At 39.4% G+C, this 17069-nt stretch carries 12 protein-coding genes; 1 reads left to right on the top strand and 11 read right to left on the bottom strand.

The genetic code is table 11. The features are described from left to right. The first annotated feature begins 149 nt into the window (after positions 1–149). Complete coding sequence (locus JNO66_RS14870; RefSeq protein ID WP_203089266.1) at positions 150–401, top strand: hypothetical protein; 252 nt, start codon at positions 150–152, stop codon at positions 399–401. 41 nt (positions 402–442) lie between these two features. On the opposite strand, the gene JNO66_RS14865 is transcribed toward JNO66_RS14870, so the two are convergent. From JNO66_RS14865 to JNO66_RS14815, 11 genes are all read right to left on the bottom strand, one after another. After that, the gene (locus JNO66_RS14865) at positions 443–1468 is read right to left on the bottom strand and encodes a serine hydrolase domain-containing protein (protein ID WP_203089265.1); all 1026 of its coding nucleotides are present in this window, start codon (positions 1466–1468) and stop codon (positions 443–445) included. A gap of 160 nt (positions 1469–1628) precedes the next feature. Further along, complete coding sequence (locus tag JNO66_RS14860; protein ID WP_203089263.1) at positions 1629–2870, bottom strand: alpha-L-fucosidase; 1242 nt, start codon at positions 2868–2870, stop codon at positions 1629–1631. Between the two features lie 41 nt (positions 2871–2911). Then, complete coding sequence (locus tag JNO66_RS14855) at positions 2912–3973, bottom strand: Gfo/Idh/MocA family protein (RefSeq protein ID WP_203089261.1); 1062 nt, start codon at positions 3971–3973, stop codon at positions 2912–2914. Then, the gene (locus JNO66_RS14850) at positions 3970–4866 is read right to left on the bottom strand and encodes a sugar phosphate isomerase/epimerase family protein (RefSeq protein ID WP_203089259.1); all 897 of its coding nucleotides are present in this window, start codon (positions 4864–4866) and stop codon (positions 3970–3972) included. The genes JNO66_RS14855 and JNO66_RS14850 overlap by 4 nt, the downstream gene beginning before the upstream one ends. Positions 4867–4890: 24 nt before the next feature. Next, positions 4891–5880, bottom strand: a complete 990-nt coding sequence (locus tag JNO66_RS14845; protein WP_203089257.1) for a Gfo/Idh/MocA family protein — start codon at positions 5878–5880, stop codon at positions 4891–4893. Between the two features lies 1 nt (position 5881). Next, positions 5882–6781 carry a Gfo/Idh/MocA family oxidoreductase gene (locus tag JNO66_RS14840; RefSeq protein ID WP_203089255.1) on the bottom strand — a complete coding sequence of 300 codons (900 nt, stop codon included), beginning with the start codon at positions 6779–6781 and terminating at the stop codon, positions 5882–5884. Positions 6782–6815: 34 nt separating this feature from the next. Further along, positions 6816–7688: a sugar phosphate isomerase/epimerase family protein gene (locus JNO66_RS14835; protein ID WP_203089253.1), complete on the bottom strand. Its 873-nt coding sequence runs from the start codon at positions 7686–7688 to the stop codon at positions 6816–6818. After that, entirely contained in the window at positions 7672–9021 is a 1350-nt protein-coding gene (locus tag JNO66_RS14830; RefSeq protein WP_203089251.1) for a glycoside hydrolase family 125 protein, read from the bottom strand. The genes JNO66_RS14835 and JNO66_RS14830 overlap by 17 nt, the downstream gene beginning before the upstream one ends. 223 nt (positions 9022–9244) lie before the next feature. Next, entirely contained in the window at positions 9245–11518 is a 2274-nt protein-coding gene (locus JNO66_RS20925) for a helix-turn-helix domain-containing protein (protein ID WP_203089249.1), read from the bottom strand. Between the two features lie 109 nt (positions 11519–11627). After that, positions 11628–13919 carry a glycoside hydrolase family 3 N-terminal domain-containing protein gene (locus JNO66_RS14820; protein WP_203089247.1) on the bottom strand — a complete coding sequence of 764 codons (2292 nt, stop codon included), beginning with the start codon at positions 13917–13919 and terminating at the stop codon, positions 11628–11630. 27 nt (positions 13920–13946) lie between these two features. After that, entirely contained in the window at positions 13947–17042 is a 3096-nt protein-coding gene (locus tag JNO66_RS14815; RefSeq protein WP_203089245.1) for an alpha-mannosidase, read from the bottom strand. Positions 17043–17069 lie beyond the last annotated feature (27 nt).

Raw genomic sequence — 17069 nt, 5'->3', positions numbered from 1 at the left:
TTATATAGCCTTATGTACCATATGAAGTTGCCATTGATTGGTGACACTTGAATAAGAAAAACAAACTTCTATTTAATTAATAAAAATCAGTTTGATATAAAAACTCACGGGGAATGGAAATTGTAAGACCATATAGGAGGAGATCACATTTGGAGGCCATTAAAGAAAGAAAGAAGCTTCGAGACACATTATTAGAAGGTTTGTATCAGCATCATTTTAATCATACGGGACAGCCGATGACGATTACTGTCACGGATACAAAGGTTGAAGAAGAGCTAGCATATAAGTATCTTGAGGACAAAGGCCTTATCCATACAGAGAGACAAGGTCGTGATAACTTATGTCTAGAAATTACAACGGCTGGTATTGATCATGTGGAAGACAGCATAGAAACAAAATAAGAAAAGGCCTGCTCACTTCATCGAGTGAGCAGGCCTTTTTCTTATTTCGTACCATTTAGTGTCTCTTGTATTTCTGATAAGATCTCATAAGCTCCGTCTGAAAGATTGGAACAAACAATAATGTTCACACCAGATTGAGGGAAGAATACTGCCCTAAAGTTAACACCTGGGTCGTACCCCATCATAATATGACGACGAATGATGGATTGATCGACCTCCATATAGTGACCATAACCATAAAAGAATCCCTCGTCTTCCTCCACGTGAGGAGTCAGAAAGCGCTTGGTTGCTTCTTCACTTAAAAGCTTATTCCCTACAAGTGCATCCCAAAAGATCTGCATATCCCTAGCTGTGACGAACACGCCACCATCAGACGCACTTTTTGCTGGTAAGCTATAGAGATTGGTACGATAGCCCCCATCCGGCTTTTCGATATATCCTAATGCCGTTCGTTCTGGTAACGAATCAAGCTCAAAATAGCCCGAATCGTTCATACCGAGTTGATCAAAGATCTGTTTTTGAACAAATTGATCAAACGGAACCCCGCTTACTTTCTCCACAACAAGTCCAAGCAAGATATACCCTGCATTATTGTAGTGAAATTGTTTGCCGGGCTCTGACTTCATCTTCTCATCTTGAAATAATGGGAGAAAGTCGCTTAACTCTCGAATCAGATACATTGGGTGTTTCACCCATAGCTCTTCAAAATCATCCATCACATCTTCATCAAAATAATCAGGTACACCGGATGTGTGAGTAAGCAATTGGTGGATTGTGATGGCCTGATCAAAATGTGGAAACGAATGGTCTAAAAGATCTAACAATCGATCGTCTGGCGTTAGTTTCCCCTGATCCATCAACAAGCTAATGGCTGCAGCGGTGATTGGTTTTGATCCAGAAGCAATGCCATACCGTGTCTGGTCCGTGTTATGAATGTTCTCCGCACGATTAGACCAGCCATAGCTTTTTGTCCACGTATCCGTTTTTGTCTTAACTAACACAGTACCTGAAAATTCAATCTCTTTTTGTTTTGCGTCTACCTTTGTTTCTAGCATTTTTTTATCCATAATCACATTCTCCTCATTTATCTTTTTTGATTGATTTCTTATCACTTCAGAGTCAAAAAAGATAAATCAGTAAAGCGTTCACATTTGATGGATTCCAAACATGTGTCACCCCTCCTTTTTTGCTAGTATAGCACATAGGCATTTGATTTCATTAAACGTTTTATAGATTGACAGAATTAAAAGCAGAGAATTCGGTTATTTCAGGTTTTCCTACGGTTTCATCCATTGTCAAACGAAGCTTAGCAGTCTGTATCGCTTGAAAGCTGTGTATTCGCTTATGTCCAATAGCAGTCCCTTCCGTTATGGTATGCCAAGTGTCATGACGTAAGGCTTCGATTTTGTATGACCGGACTCTTTCTCCCATTCGGATCTGTTCTTTAAGAATCACTGCACCTATTTTACTTTCTTTGTCAAGCTCAAGTATTAGCTCATACCCGCTTCCAGATGCTGAGGCTACTGGCTTTGAAAAAGCTTGGTTGATTTTAGTTCTCCATTCATTTAGACGGTCAATATCTATTTCAGGAATAAGCCCATGATGATTTGGAGCCACGTTTAACAGTAGATTTGCCCCTCGACCAACAGACTTCTCATAAATCTCTACCAAGTTAGAAACGGATCTCAACCGCTCCTCATCATGCTCATGCCAGAACCAATGATCTCCCCGTATTGGCACATCACACTCTGCTGGCAGCCATTCAGGAGTTCCGGGTAACCAGGTTGATTCTTCTTTTGAAAACATACTTACTTTAGAAGTCTGTCTTGAGTTCCAGCAAGGATCTGGAGCAATACCCTCTTCATTTCCAGCCCATCTGATTGTTGGCTGACCCATATTAAAAATCATTGCATCAGGCTGATATTTCTTTACGGTACCAATGATTCGTTCCCAGTTGTATTCTCGCCCTTCAGAACCGGCACCATCAAACCATACTTCAACAATAGGTCCATACTTTGTGAGTAACTCTGTTAGTTGTTTACAATAAAACGAATCATAGGCTTCTTTATCTTTATAGCAAGGCTCGTGTCGATCCCAAGGAGAGATATAAAGTCCAAAGGGCATTCCGAGTTGCTCACACGCATCTGCGCATTCTCTTACTACGTCCCCTTCTCCATTCTTCCAAGGGCTGCTTTTTACTGAGTAATTGGTTGTTTCTGTTTGCCATAAACAAAACCCATCATGATGCTTTGCTGTAAGCATAAAGTACTTAAAACCCATATCCTTGGCTACTTTGACCCATTGTTTAGCATCTAAGGAGGTTGGATTGAAGACCTTCGGGGAATCGGTTCCGTCTCCCCACTCCTGGTTTAAGAATGTATTTAAGCCAAAGTGAACAAATAGTCCAAGCTCTAAGTTTTGCCAAGCGACCTGTTGTGGTGTCGGAATAGCTAAATCAAGATTACTCATCAGGCTACCTCCTTATCCAATTAAACGTCTGTAGAAATGCTTTAAAATTGAATTTCTGCACCTGTCTTACTAGAGTCATAGATAGCGGTCAAAATCTTCATGATTTCAACACCATCTTCAACTGGGCTGATCGTTTCTTGCTTCCCTTGTACACACTCTACAAAGTGATTAATTTCATCTTGAAATCCTTTTACAAAATCAAATGTACGACTATCCATTTGAGGGACCAGGTTCAACATCGTATTATGCTTTTCCGTAGCAATTTCGAGAGCTGGTTCAATCTGAGCGCCGCCTCGCTCACCAAATAAATGAATCTCCATCTTCTCTTCTTTAGCGTGGAGAGTAAAACTAACGTCAACCATTAACGAAGCTCCATTTTCAAATCGAATCAGAGTATTAGCTAAGTCTTCTACATCATTCTTATTTGAATCAAAGTCTGCTGCTTTATAGTACGATTTGTTTTGGATATTAGCCCTGTTTCCTAACTTGTTGTAAGTATTACCAGTCACTGACTTCACCTTTGGTTTCCCCATTAAGTACCAACAAAGGTCAATGACGTGAACACCTAAATCAATTAATGGACCGCCTCCGGATCGTTCCTGGTCTGCAAACCACCCACCAGGATTGCCTAAGACTCGTAAGCACGAAGCCTTTGCATAATAAATATCTCCTAAGTCACCAGCGTCAATAAACGTTTTTAATACTTGAGTATTTGATGCAAAACGTCGTACAAAACCAACTTGAAGTGTCTTCCCATTACTTTCATTTACAGCTTTTTGTATGGCCTCTGCTTCTTCTACGGTTTTGCATAATGGCTTTTCAACCAACACATGTTTATCCGCTTTTAACGCACTAATAGCAATCTCTGCATGAGAGTTGTTCCATGTACAAATGCTGACCGCATCCAGCTCCTCTAGAGCTAACAGCTCGTGATAATCAGTCATAACATGTTGTGCCCCAAATTTAATTGCCTTTTCCTCTGCTCTTGACTGATTAAGGTCACATACCGCATAGATTTCTACCTGCGGATTTTTTGCGTATGAATCAAAGTGCATATCAGAAATTGAGCCTGCTCCAATAATTCCAATCTTAATGACACTCATCTTATGTACACCCCTTCTTTTTCATTCGGTAACTCATTCCACATACTCTTCACGTTATTAAGAGATATCGCCGCAGCCTTCTTACATTCCTCTAATCCTTCAAACTCTATTGAAATGAATTCATTGTAACCTGAACGCTTGATTACGTTTAACACATCTCTCAAGCAAATATCTCCGTGTCCTGTAATCGCACCTCTTAGGTAGTTTTGATTCGTGGTCTTGAACCATCCTTCTCCTGGATTAAACTCCGATGCCTTACGTACATAAAAGTCTTTTACATGAATCATCGAGGCTAAATGAACGGTATTTGATACGGCTGCATAAGGACTCTCATCAACACAAAGAAAGTTACCCGTATCCAGTGTTAATTTAAAATTTTCACGATTCACTTCAGAAATTAATCGTTTAACCCGATCGCTTGATTGAATATAAAATCCATGGTTTTCAATACTTGTTGTTATTCCATAGTTAGAGGCATAGTCAGCAATAACCTGGCAGCCTTCAATTAAGGTCGGCAAATCTTTTTCAAATTGCTCAATCGTAGCCTCTATAGGTGGTTTAAAGGACACGTCATGCCTCATCTTCTTCACGCCAAGTCGATTAGCAATGTCTACCTGTTCCTTCACTCGTTTTATTTCTTCCTCAAACGCATGCCTTGATTTTTTTAAGAAATCTGCTCCTATCGCATAATTTGAAAGATCAATTTGACATGCTTTTGCCTTCGCAACGATCTCATCAATTAAATGTTCAGACTCCGTTAGATTAAAACCAATCGGAACAATTTCAACATGCTCCCCTCCTTGTTCAGCTGTCCACTCGATCACATCAACAATCGACAGTTCATTAGACTGAATAGCACCTACTAAACTATAAGAGCTCATTCCAAACTTCATGTTTTAACCACCCATCATATAAAGTTAATACGAAATCCGATTCAGCTTTATTGATTGTTTTTCTTGATCAGACTGGTATGCGGCTTTCACAACCTCTAACGTTCTTAATCCATCCTCTCCACTGGTAAAAGGAGCCCTGCCCGTTTTCACACAATCAATAAAATCATCCACTAGTAATTCATCCATATCAGCTGCCCAAGACTTTCGCTCTATTCGATTGATTTCATCATTATATAAAACAGAATGCTGCTTTAAGGCATCAACGGAGAGGACCCCTTTTGTTCCTACAATTTCTAACGTAACGTCTCCCCATGTAGGAAATGACTTAGGTCTTGACCAGCTTGGGTCTATGGTAACTATAGTTCCTGACTCCATCTCTAGCTGCACCAAACCACAATCCTCAACCTCAATATCATAAAACCGTTGATCAAACTCAGCGTAAACAGATGCCACCTCGTCCTTTAGGGTCCACCTAAGAAGATCCATCAAATGAACAATATGGTCCGTTGCCGCCCCGCCACCTGATTGATCCTTTTCAACAAACCATCCACCTGGCATTTGGCCATGATTGGTCGCATTTACTGCGAGGATATCTCCGATTTCCCCGCTACCTATCATCGCGTTCATTTCTTGGATAGGCTCGGAGAAACGAACTGGATAAGCAACTTGTAAGGTTACTTGATGCTGTTCGCATGCTTGAATCATATCGATCGCATCAGATAGTTCCGTTGCAATTGGCTTTTCACAAAGAATATGTTTTTGGTACTCTGCTGCTTTGATCACATGTTCACGGTGATTTACGTTTTCCGAACAGATAATAACAGCATCAATATTTGATGTAAGCAACTCATCTAGTGAGGCGTAGAATGTGGATTGAAATTCATTCGCTCTCGCTTGGCCTCGTTCACTATTCGCATCCCAAATCCCAGCTAATTCTGCTTCTTTATGTTTATTTAAAGCTGCAGCATAACTATTTGCATGCATATGTGCGAAGCTGATTATACCGATCTTCAACTTATTCACCCCTCACTTCAATTGGTTGACTTAAACGTACGGATTTTTTTGCCGCCTCCAAAATCCTGAGCGCATTCAACATGGACTCACTCTGATAAGACATGATTTGTTCCTTACTTATGGCTAAAGCAAGGTATGACAACTCGCGGTTTACATTTTCACGAGAATCATTTACTTCTCCCATATGGAACACTCTAATAGGTGAGGTGTTCTCACTATGAAAACTCAACATGCCTTTGTTTCCGGTTAATTCAAATGATTGCATCTCTTTGGAATCTATTAAGCACAGATCTAAATGAACAAAAGAATCATTTTCCAACCTTAATGAAATAGAATGGTATTCAATTGATTGTTCTTCAGTAAGATCTTTACGAACTTGCTTAGCCATTACTCGTTTTACAGCCCCAAATGTTTCTAAGATCCATTCAAATTGTCCAATTGCTAATCTATCAAAGGCATGAGTAGATTTTTTGCGAACTGAAAATCGTTGTACACCTGGGTTCCCAAGAGCTCCTCTTTGCACCTCAACTTGAGCTTGCCTACGTTCAGGCAGAAAATGAACCGTATCCCGATTTATCACTTTCACGCCATTCTTAATCGCTTTTTGTAAAATAGATTGAGTTGCTGCCTCTGTCTCAGCAATTGGATAACTTGTTAATACACTGACTTCTTCAACAATAAGTGCATGTAGCAGCTTTTCTTTGTCCTTATCTAAGGTACAGAGATCAACAAGTTGAACATGTTTTGAACGGAGCGTTGAAATGAATTCCTTTAGAGCCTGAGTGCTACTTTCCTCCCCTTGGAAAGAGAACGTCTCAGCAACTTGAATCTCTTTATAATGAGACCAATAGTCTCGTAAAGACTCGAGGTTCCAAGCTTCGGTCATAATTGCGATTTGCATTAGGCATTTCACCTCTTCTTATGTGATAGTAGAGTTATAGCTCTTCCCATAATCTTTTTAAGTTATCAAGACCAATACGGGTTCCTAATCGACATTCTTCCATCCCTTCAAATTCTAGCGTCAGAAAGCCGTCATATCCTGATTGTTTAATTCTCTTTAATAGCTCTCTAACAGGGAGATCTCCCTGGCCAAATATGGATCCTCTTAGATTGTTATCATTTGCCGTCTTAAACCACTTTCCAGCACCAGGGTCCTCATAACTAGGTCGTATATAAAAATCCTTCACATGCACAAGAGAAGCGTATGGTAGATTTTTGGTCACCCCAACTAGAGGATCTTCATCGACACACATAAAGTTTCCAATGTCTAGCGTGGTTTTAAAGTTTGGTTTGTTAACTGCTTGTAAGACCCTCTGCACTCTATCACTATGTTGAACAGCCATCCCATGATTCTCGATTGTTGTTGTAATAGAGAATGCTGCTGCATAATCAGCAATCCGCTGACTTCCTTCTACCATACGTGGAAGGTTATTCTCAAAATACTCAATCGTGCGTTTTTCAGGCGGCAACGTAAAGGCTGTGACATCATGTCTTAAATGCCTAATATCCATAAAGTGCAAGAGATCAACATGCTTTTTCACTCGATCTACCTCTTGCTCAAACTCTTCCTCTGTATCCTTAACAAAATCAGCAGGCATTGAGTAGCTTGATAGCAAAAGACCTAGCTCTTCCGCTTTCTCCCGTACTTTAGCTGCAAGAGATTCGTTATCTACAAGAGTGAAACCGTACGGGACGATTTCAACGTGTTCGCCACCATGATCAGCCGTCCAATGCAAGACATCAAGTATATCCATCTCACCAGATTCAATTGCTTCTAATAAGCTGTACGTGCTAATTCCTGCTTTCATTTAATGATCCCCCATTCATTTCTGATTCAAGTGATCGCTGAAGCGGACTTCCTTTTACTGCATATCCACAATAGGACAATAGAAATTCACTATACATGGAGTTTGCCCACGCAAACCAAGGCCGTGTAAACCTTTCAGGATTATTTACATCAAAACCTTCGTGCATTAATCCTTCATTTGCATCTGTTGCTTTAAATAACGAGAGAATATAGTCTTTCTCCCCTTGATCAGTTGTTGTCATACCTTGTATAGCGAGCGAAATGTGCCAGATATATTGATCAGGGGTATGCGGGCTTCCTATCCCTTTTGCAGCAGTTCCTTCAAAGTAATAAGGATTTTCCTTACTTAAAATAAATGCTCTTGTATTTAGATAAATCGGATCATCAAACGCACAATAACCTAGATAAGGGATAGACAGTAAGCTTGGAACATTGGCATCATCCATTAGGTTTACGTGACCAAGACCATCTACTTCATAGGCGTACATAGTTCCGTACGTAGGATGCTCTACTGTCCCATGCGTTTGAATTCCTTGATCGATTTCATTTGCTAGTTCCATAGCCTCATTCGCTAACCTTTCATCTTTTAAGACCTCTGTTGCAAGTTCATGCAATTGTTTTAAAACGACAACTGCAAACATATTAGAAGGGATTAAATAGCCATATGTACACGCATCATCACTTGGTCTGAACCCACTCCAGGTCATGCCTGTGTAAGCTACCGGAGTTCCTTTTCCTTGATGAGACAATGTATCTTGAGCAGGACAGTTATCACGTTCAAAATAATACGGGGATTTTTCTTGATGGTGTTGTTCTGTTTTCCATACAGATAAGATCTTTTGAATAGCTTCTTGGAACTCTTTATTCATATGCGTCGTTCTTCCAGTTGATCTCCAGAGCAAATATGCTAATTGAATGGGATAGCACAGTGAATCAACTTCATATTTTCTTTCCCATATTAATGGAGTCATTTCTGTACGATCCTCATGGTATCTGTTACCATTATGCTCTTCGTTAAATGCATTTGCATAAGGATCATGATTAATATACATACACTGCTTTAAAATTAATCCTTCAATTAAATCGGCAATGTGAGGATCTTGTTCAGCTAAGAGAAGATAAGGGCGTACCTGAGCACTTGAATCTCTTAACCACATAGCCGGAATATCACCCGTAATAACAAAAGTGGATCCGTCCTTTTGTTTTCGAATGGTTGTATCATACGTGTTAACAAAGCAACGACTAAATAGTTCTTGCGTTTTCTCGTCTAAAGCAAAATGCTTGTTGATTTCTTCAATCCAATTTGTCATTGACTTAGGCACATGTTCCTTCATAATCAAACCCGCCTCTCTTTTAGCAAAACGTAATTTTGTAACTGCTTACAATTTTAAAGTGGAGAAGAGGGTTCTTCAATATGTCGGTTTGCTTATTCTCTGGCCAATCATTCTTTAAACACTCTGTCAAAGCCTACTACAACGTACGGTTCTTTCAAAAAATATGTTAAATCATTAGCTATATGTTTCTTATCTCCATATTCTTTTTTTCCTTTAGGGTGGTCTACTTATGAAGTTTTCGATATTGGCCAGGTGTGACTCCTTCAATTTTCTTGAATTTGCGGATGAAGTTAGCGACATCCTTATATCCAACTTGATCCACAATTTCTTTAATTGGTTGATCCGTTTGTGTTAATTGATTTTTCACATGCTGAATGCGTAGGTCTTGAATAAATTGCGTAAATGTAACACCCGTTTGTTCTTTAATAAACCGGCTAAGATAGGATACAGATAGATAAAAATGATTAGCTACAAATTCCAGCGAAATTTCATACGAGGTATAGTTTTCTCTAATAAAAGTAAGAAGTTCATCTCTGAGCTTGGAATTGTGACTATCCTTCTTTTGCTCAACTTCTTCACAGATCACTTCAACCATATTCATGAGTTGGCTCTTAAGATCACCTATTGATTTAAATTCAACAAGTTGGTTTAAATCAATAAACTGATCTTGGCAGCCGATCTCAGAGATTGTTTTTAATGTTGTATTAATCAGATCAAAGCAAATGCATTTGATTTCATGAATCGATTGATTCTTTTGTTCTAATACATCAAACATATCTCTAAGCATTTCTTGTGCAACCGTAACATCACCTTGTTTTAAGCTTTGTACAAATTTAATTTGTTCTTCTTTAAAATAGCCAATAAGTGGCTTAGATTGTTCTCCAATATCCTTAAAGAATAAAACACTGCCAAGCGGCTTCGTGAATTTGTATTCAGCCGTAGCAAGCGCTTCGATATAAGAACGATTTACTTTTTCTAATGAGCTATACGATTGTCCTACACAAATCGTAGGAAGCTTTTCAAGATACTCCTTAACGAGCGTCTGAATGATTGTTACTTGTTGTTCAATGTCAGAACTACTGCTGTTACTAGAGCGAGCCGACGTACTTACTAAGATGGCAATTGAATCCGAGTTAAGCAGGTCTACTGCGTATACACTTGAATTAGCCAATTGAACCGCATGAAGCATCTTAATAAGTTGATCTTTTTCGCTAATGTTTTCTTCGCAAAACGAGCCTGTCTCAAAATGCAGGGTAGCCACAAAGTGATGTCCTTCTTCAATCGAGATATCTAACGATTCCATCACTGCAGCTAACTCATGGTGATGTTCAAAGGAGCCTCTTAGTAATCTATGTAGAAACTGTTCCTTAGCAAAAGGCTGATGCAAGTAAACGGTCTCATTTAATATTTCATGGTGTTCATACAACGTAGTGAACGATCTTCCGATTGTTTCTAATTCGTTCTCATGAATAATTAAACCCGATGCGGACGTTGTGCTTTCCCCTCTTTTGGCAATATCAGATAAAGCTCTAATTGGCTTATATTGATTTTTCCCTAATAATACAGCTAAAACAAAACCAACAATAAATAAGCCCACCAGAAAAAATGCAACGATGTATTTCATATTAGATAACTTACTAAACAATTGATTGGGATCCATAACTGTTACAAACGTCCATCCGCTCATATCTGATTGAACAGAAACCGTCGAATATTCCTTACCGTTTACTCCAATCGTATCAATTCCATTTGCATTGTTTAACAAGGAAATCACATTAGAGGCATTAATGGAATCATCAAGAATTGTAGAAGCAATCACTTGCCCACTTTCATCAAAGACGTATACATTGCCTTCCATTTCACCAAGAATGTTTTGAATCATACTTATAAGTGTAGACTCTTCTATAAAATACATCGCCGTACCATAAGGTGTAACCGAATTCAGTTTAACGGGTAAATAATACACGATTAAATTCTCATGGGTTTCTGAGTTAATCTCTAGCTCATCAATTGTCCGGATTAGAGGTAAGTCTGTATTCAAATCTGAAAGGATGTTTTCCTTACCTATCCTCTCTAATTGCTTGCTGTTCTGGACTAATGCGTCAATGGAATATAAACCATTTGTCGAATATAACGTTTCATCGTTATAAAAATAGATAAATAACTCTTCAATAATCGCGCTGTTTGCTTTGTACTTCTTTAATTCATTAATTGCTTCTCTACCATAATATCCATGGTTCATCATATATGGAGTTAATCTTGGATCGAATGATATTCGAGTTGTAATCGTCTCAAGTTCAGACAATCTGTCATCTGTTAAGTTTCTTACTTGCTCCAAGTTATAGATATTCGAGCTCTCTATTTCTTCTCTCAAGCTTGAGACGGCGCTGAAATAAATGACAACGCTCATGACAACAAATGGTACAAGAAAAATGAGAAGGTAGGAGATGATGTACTTATAAAGTAGCTTGGATCTATAGTTCGTTTTCCAAAGCACTCTTGTTCCCCTCCTACCAATGATTAGTCTGATTAGCTACAAATTTTATGAAAACCCTTTCACAATGTGTTAAGTATACCTCTTTTTAGATCATTTTTGAACTTTTTTGTTACTCTACCACTGTTAGTTCAAGTTGAATGATTGATTCTACACTCCCACCAAGCATTAGATGGAACACACCAGGCTCAACGACTTCCTTCATCTGTTGATTCCATAAAGACAAATCTTCTTTTCCTATATCTAAAGAGACCGTCTTCTTTTCTCCTGGTGAGAGCTTACATTTCTGAAACCCTCTTAAGGTTTTTATTCTTTGAGTCACACTCGCTTCTACATCTTTGATATACAGTTGAACCACTTCAGACCCTTCTACCGTTCCACTGTTTATTATATCAACATGAATGAATACGCGTTTTCCGTTGTTAAGTTCTTTAACAGTTATTTTTTCTTCGGGTAAGTATGCCTGTTGATAATCAAACGTCGTATAGCTTAGTCCATACCCAAATGAAAACAGTGGTTCTCGCTCCATATCAAGGTACCTAAGTTGGCTACTCTGTTCCTTAGAGTTATAGTAAACAGGCAGCTGTGCGCTTGACCTCGGTATAGAAACAGGTAATTTCCCACTTGGATTGACATCACCAAATATCACTTCACCGATTGCCGTTCCACCTTCTTGACCTGGATACCACCCACAAATAATTGCCTGACAATGCTCTAGAATCGAAGAAATCGCATGAGGCCTTCCTTGTATCAATACAGCTATAACAGGTGTACCAGTTTGTGAGAGTTCATATATAAATTTTTCCTGCACTCCACCAAGTGATAGATCTGCAACATCAACTCCTTCTCCACAATCCATATCTGAAGGATTTCCCGATACAATTGCTGCACCATTGATATCAAAATTGATGTCGAAGTTTCTAGCACTACTGCCCCCAATGACTGCTACCACCACGTCAGCTTCTCTTGCAAGTTGTATCGCTTCTTCAAAGTCTTCTTCAGACGTTCCCCTCACACTACAGCCTTTTGCGAATGAAACATTGCCTTCGCTTTGATCAATAATTCCTTCTAAGATTGTTTTTCCTTTGTTTGGAGCTTGGATGGCCGTATAGTCTCCTAGCTGGTGATAAATTTGATCTGCGTTTGGACCAACGACAGCAATCTTTTTCGTTTTTTTATTTAACGGTAAGATAAGGTCTTGATTCTTTAGAAGAACAATGGATTCGCGGGCTACTTGCAGGTTCACTTTCTTAAATTCATCACTTCCTACCACTACCTTTTTGTTGTTCGTCTCAGAAAATGTTTGATCCATCAACCCTAGAGAAAACTTTAAGGTTAATACTCTGCGTACCGCTTCATCAACGTATTGTTCCTCGACAAAGCCTTTCTTCACAGCACCTGCTAATTGAGTAAAGGAAACATCCCAAAGACTTAAATCGACTCCAGACTGGAGAGCTAACGCACCCGATTTCTCATAGCTCCCAGTCATCATATTTAATCGGTCTACAGCTGTTCCATCAGCCATGACAATCCCTTTAAAACCCCATTCTGCGCGAAGGATCTCTGTAAGTAATCTAGCATTGGCATGACAAGGAACTCCATCAATTTCATTATAGGCAGCCATACATCCTAAAGCTCCCGCCTCTACTCCCGCCTTCATACCAGGCAAATGGATTTCTCGCAGTTCTCGTTCACCAATCGCAACTGTCCCTGCGTTTAATCCTCCTTCGCCAGCCCCTTGAGCAGCGAAATGCTTTAAAACGGCTGCAACTCTAGGATAATCTTCTTCATCAGGTCTGCCTTGAAGTCCTGTCACAGCTGCGCTTGTCATTTTAGAAGCTAAATACGGATCTTCACTATAGCATTCCTCAGATCTACCCCAACGTGGATCTCTTAGCAAATCTAAGGTTGAGATTAACCCTACGTGCGCTCCTCTTGATTGAATTTCTAAAGCCACATGTTTGTAAGCCTTTTCCATCAATTCGGGATTCCAAGTAGCTCCAACTCCTATATTTGTAGGGATCACCGTTCCATCTAACGCTTGATGTCCATGTGGGCACTCTTCTGAAAGTAGGACCGGTATACCAAGTCTAGTATGTTCTTTAACGTATTGCTGTATCATATTAGAAACCTTCACATTATCTTCTGTAGGGATGCCATTTTCATAGGTTACAGCTGACCATGGATCTGATCGAAACAGACCATATAATGCACCCATTCCTTTTCCTTGTGCTACATGCTCTTTAAATGCTTCTGTTAATTCAATGCCGTTTTCTGTTTTCCTATAAGCATCCCATCCATACATCTTTTGGTTCAGCTGACCTACCTTTTCCTCCAACGTCATTTGCTCTAACAAATTTTCTACACGTTCACTGATTGGCAAACGGCCATCTTTATACTTCATTCTCTATTCACCTCTGCTTTAAACGTTTTACTCGAATACAATGGTTTTCACTTCAAAAGGTACTAAGGAATAGTGATCTGACATTACTTCCTGAGGCTGCTCTTCCAACAAATTCGTCTCAAATGCTTTTCCTGCTATGAAATCCGAATGAATTGTGAACGATTCTCTACTCCCACTGGACTCATAAAGTCTTATTGCAATTCCATTTCCGTTTTCAGACTGCTTCACTATATCAATAATTCCATGTGTAGTATCCGTTTGAATAAAGCTTTTTTGTGATGGTAAGGAGCCCTTATGACGATCTGTTTGATAGATTGAAATGGGGTGATTGAGCTCATATCCCTTTCTTGTCACATTTGCATCAATCCAATTTCCCTGATGAGGACAAAGCGAATACGTAAAGTGGTGTTCCCCCTGGTCTGCTGTTGGATCTGGCCATTTAGGTGCTCTAAGAAGTGAAAGACGGATTGTTTTCCCTTTGATATCGTAGCCATACTTACAATCATTTAAGAGGCTTACACCATAGGCTCCTTCGGATAGATCTGCAAACCTGTGACCGCACACCTCAAATTGTGCATGCTCCCAGCTAGTATTTGTATGTGTAGCTCGTTCAATGGCTCCAAACGGGATCTCATATGTCGCTTTAGTCGTTTGAATATCAACAGGGAATGCAACCTTCAAGAGCTTATGTGTTTCTTTCCAATCAACCTTTGTTTGAAAGTCAATTCTTGATGAATGGTGATAAAAGATGACGTCCTGCCAAATAACAGATTCTGATAAGGTCCATTGAAACCGTAGCACATCCTTTGTTTCCCCTTTTAGTGCTACCTCTACGGAAACTAGTTTTGGTTTGTTAGCCTCTTGACTGTTAAATTTAGGATCAATATCCCACGCATCCCAATACGTTGGTTGGTCATGAAACAGCTGGAATTGGTTTGCTAGTTTTCCTTCTAGAAGAACCTCTCTACTCGCTGATTTATCATACAGCCTAGATAATTCTCCATTGTCATTCCACTCTATCAGATAAAATGATGTTTCCCAGCTTCCATCAAAGACAGAGGAATGATCATCTGTTGGTTTGCTTTGAGTAGGACGTAACCACACTGTTTTATAGCCCATTTGTGGGATCTTTGAAGCCATAAATGATAATTGAATATCATCTTCGCTTTTAAAAGTCAGATCACTTTTTAACTCTTGATTATTTTCATCGTAGACTGAAAGATTTAAAAGCTCTCGTCCCCCACTTAGTTCAATGATTTCGTCTCGTTCCCACGACAAGCTATTAAACAATACGTACGGCTGTCCATCTCCCTCCGTATTCATTTCCTTGGCAATATTGGACATAGCTTTATCTTTTAACTTGCTGCCAATAGCGAAAACTTCTTTATAGTCTTCCTCTGATTTCACATAGACTTCCGGAATCGATGTACCAGGGATAATATCATGAAATTGGTTAAATAAAAGAAGTTTCCATCCTTCTTTTAATGTATTTGCTTCCTCTTGTACATCTGTTGGTGAGAACGCCGACCACATTTCAGCCTCTCGATACAACACCTCCGCTTTTCGATTCCAGCGTTTATTCTTCGCATGAGTCGTGTACGTTCCACGATGTAATTCAAGATATAAGTCTCCTACCCATTTTGGTAGACTAGAACTAGCCTTCTCCGCTCTATTAAAAAATTCATGAGCCGTACTATTTATTTGTGACGGTAATCCAGGTAGATTTTCTGAACGCTTAACGTACTCGAGCATTTCCTTCGTTACGCCACCTCCACCATCACCGTGCCCGTACAAAAGCATTTGTTCAGGAAGTTCGTTCTTCTGCTTAAAGCTATCCCAGTGTTCTTTTATTTCTTTTGGGTGAGTATATTCATTAATCCCATGATTAAGGTAAGATAATATGGATGTTCCATCGATGCCTTCCCAGTGAAACAAATCATATGGGAATGGATTCGTATCATTCCAGTTCATTTTAGTTGTCATAAAATAATTCATACCTGATTTCTTTAGCAATTGAGGAAGTGACGCGCAATAGCCAAATGTATCTGGCAACCATTCGATTGTTGGTCTTACGTTAAATTCATCCTTAAAAAACTTCATACCATAGATGAGCTGACGTACCAATGATTCACCGGAAGGAATATTTAAGTCAGGCTCTACCCACATTCCACCTACAATTTCCCACCGACCATCTTGCACGTGCTTTTTCACTCGCTTATAAAGCTCTGGGAAGTATGTTTTAACGTACTCATAGGCCTGTGGCTGACTTTGTGCATATGTAAAGTTGCTGTATTGATCAAGCAGCGTACTCATAGTCGAAAAGGTACGACTCGTTTTTCGCACTGCTTCCTTCATTGGCCATAACCAAGCTAAATCTATATGGGACTGACCGACCATATGCATCGTCCCACGTTCATTTAAATCTAATGTTTCAATAGACTGAAGAAAGTTCTTTTTCTTCTCTTCAATTACACTTGGTTGATGTAGCAAGGTTTCCTTCGGGGTATTTTGAATCCACTCATTTAATTTTAGTAACTCACCTAGCAATGTTTGCTTTGTTAGTCCTTCCTCGGGAAGTAATATGGCAGACTCATAATAGACTTTCATGGTGTAATATAAATCCTCAAGTGCAATATTTGGTTGTACCCATTTACTTTCAAGCAAATAAAGTGGAGCAGGGTCGAATTCTGCAGGCGCATTTTGAAAATTAAGCTGATCCACCACTTGAGCTGTAGGATTAAAAAGTTCGATTTTCAAATGATAAGATTTTTGCTTTGGTAAAGGAATATAGCTACGATTTCGATCAATGCCGTGGTAAGGAACCCCGTCTAGATAAACTAAACCTTCATGATTGGTCGGAATTCCATGTTGTCCCACTTTAAATTCAATGCCATACTCTCCCTCAAATGATGGTGGAGCAATGAGCTCATTCTCTATAAAGAGGGTTTCCCCTGATTCAATTAGCTTATCACCCACTTTTATTGTAAATGGGTTTGGATCCTTAAATTCATATTCTCCAGGTTGTTTGTAATAAGCACGCGTTGCTTGCCAGTTTTCTGTCGTCTCAGTGTGTGTATTTACTAGCGCACCGACATACTGAATACATCTTCTTATATGTTGCATGCGTAACAGCTCCTCTTCTCACGTTGT

It is taken from the genome of Alkalicoccobacillus gibsonii, from assembly GCF_016798245.1.
In the GTDB taxonomy this organism is placed as follows: Bacteria; Bacillota; Bacilli; order Bacillales; family Bacillaceae_D; genus Alkalicoccobacillus; species Alkalicoccobacillus gibsonii.
Note: the sequence above shows the minus strand (reverse complement) of the source record. Positions and strands in the feature narration are given on the sequence as shown.

Bases quoted from the DNA above. Each gene is read 5' to 3' on its own strand.
- JNO66_RS14865 (WP_203089265.1), bottom strand. From the start codon at position 1,468: ATGGATAAAAAAATGCTAGAAACAAAGGTAGACGCAAAACAAAAAGAG.
- JNO66_RS14860 (WP_203089263.1), bottom strand. From the start codon at position 2,870: ATGAGTAATCTTGATTTAGCTATTCCGACACCACAACAGGTCGCTTGG.
- JNO66_RS14855 (WP_203089261.1), bottom strand. From the start codon at position 3,973: ATGAGTGTCATTAAGATTGGAATTATTGGAGCAGGCTCAATTTCTGAT.
- JNO66_RS14850 (WP_203089259.1), bottom strand. From the start codon at position 4,866: ATGAAGTTTGGAATGAGCTCTTATAGTTTAGTAGGTGCTATTCAGTCT.
- JNO66_RS14840 (WP_203089255.1), bottom strand. From the start codon at position 6,781: ATGCAAATCGCAATTATGACCGAAGCTTGGAACCTCGAGTCTTTACGA.
- JNO66_RS14835 (WP_203089253.1), bottom strand. From the start codon at position 7,688: ATGAAAGCAGGAATTAGCACGTACAGCTTATTAGAAGCAATTGAATCT.
- JNO66_RS14830 (WP_203089251.1), bottom strand. From the start codon at position 9,021: ATGAAGGAACATGTGCCTAAGTCAATGACAAATTGGATTGAAGAAATC.
- JNO66_RS14820 (WP_203089247.1), bottom strand. From the start codon at position 13,919: ATGAAGTATAAAGATGGCCGTTTGCCAATCAGTGAACGTGTAGAAAAT.
- JNO66_RS14815 (WP_203089245.1), bottom strand. From the start codon at position 17,042: ATGCAACATATAAGAAGATGTATTCAGTATGTCGGTGCGCTAGTAAAT.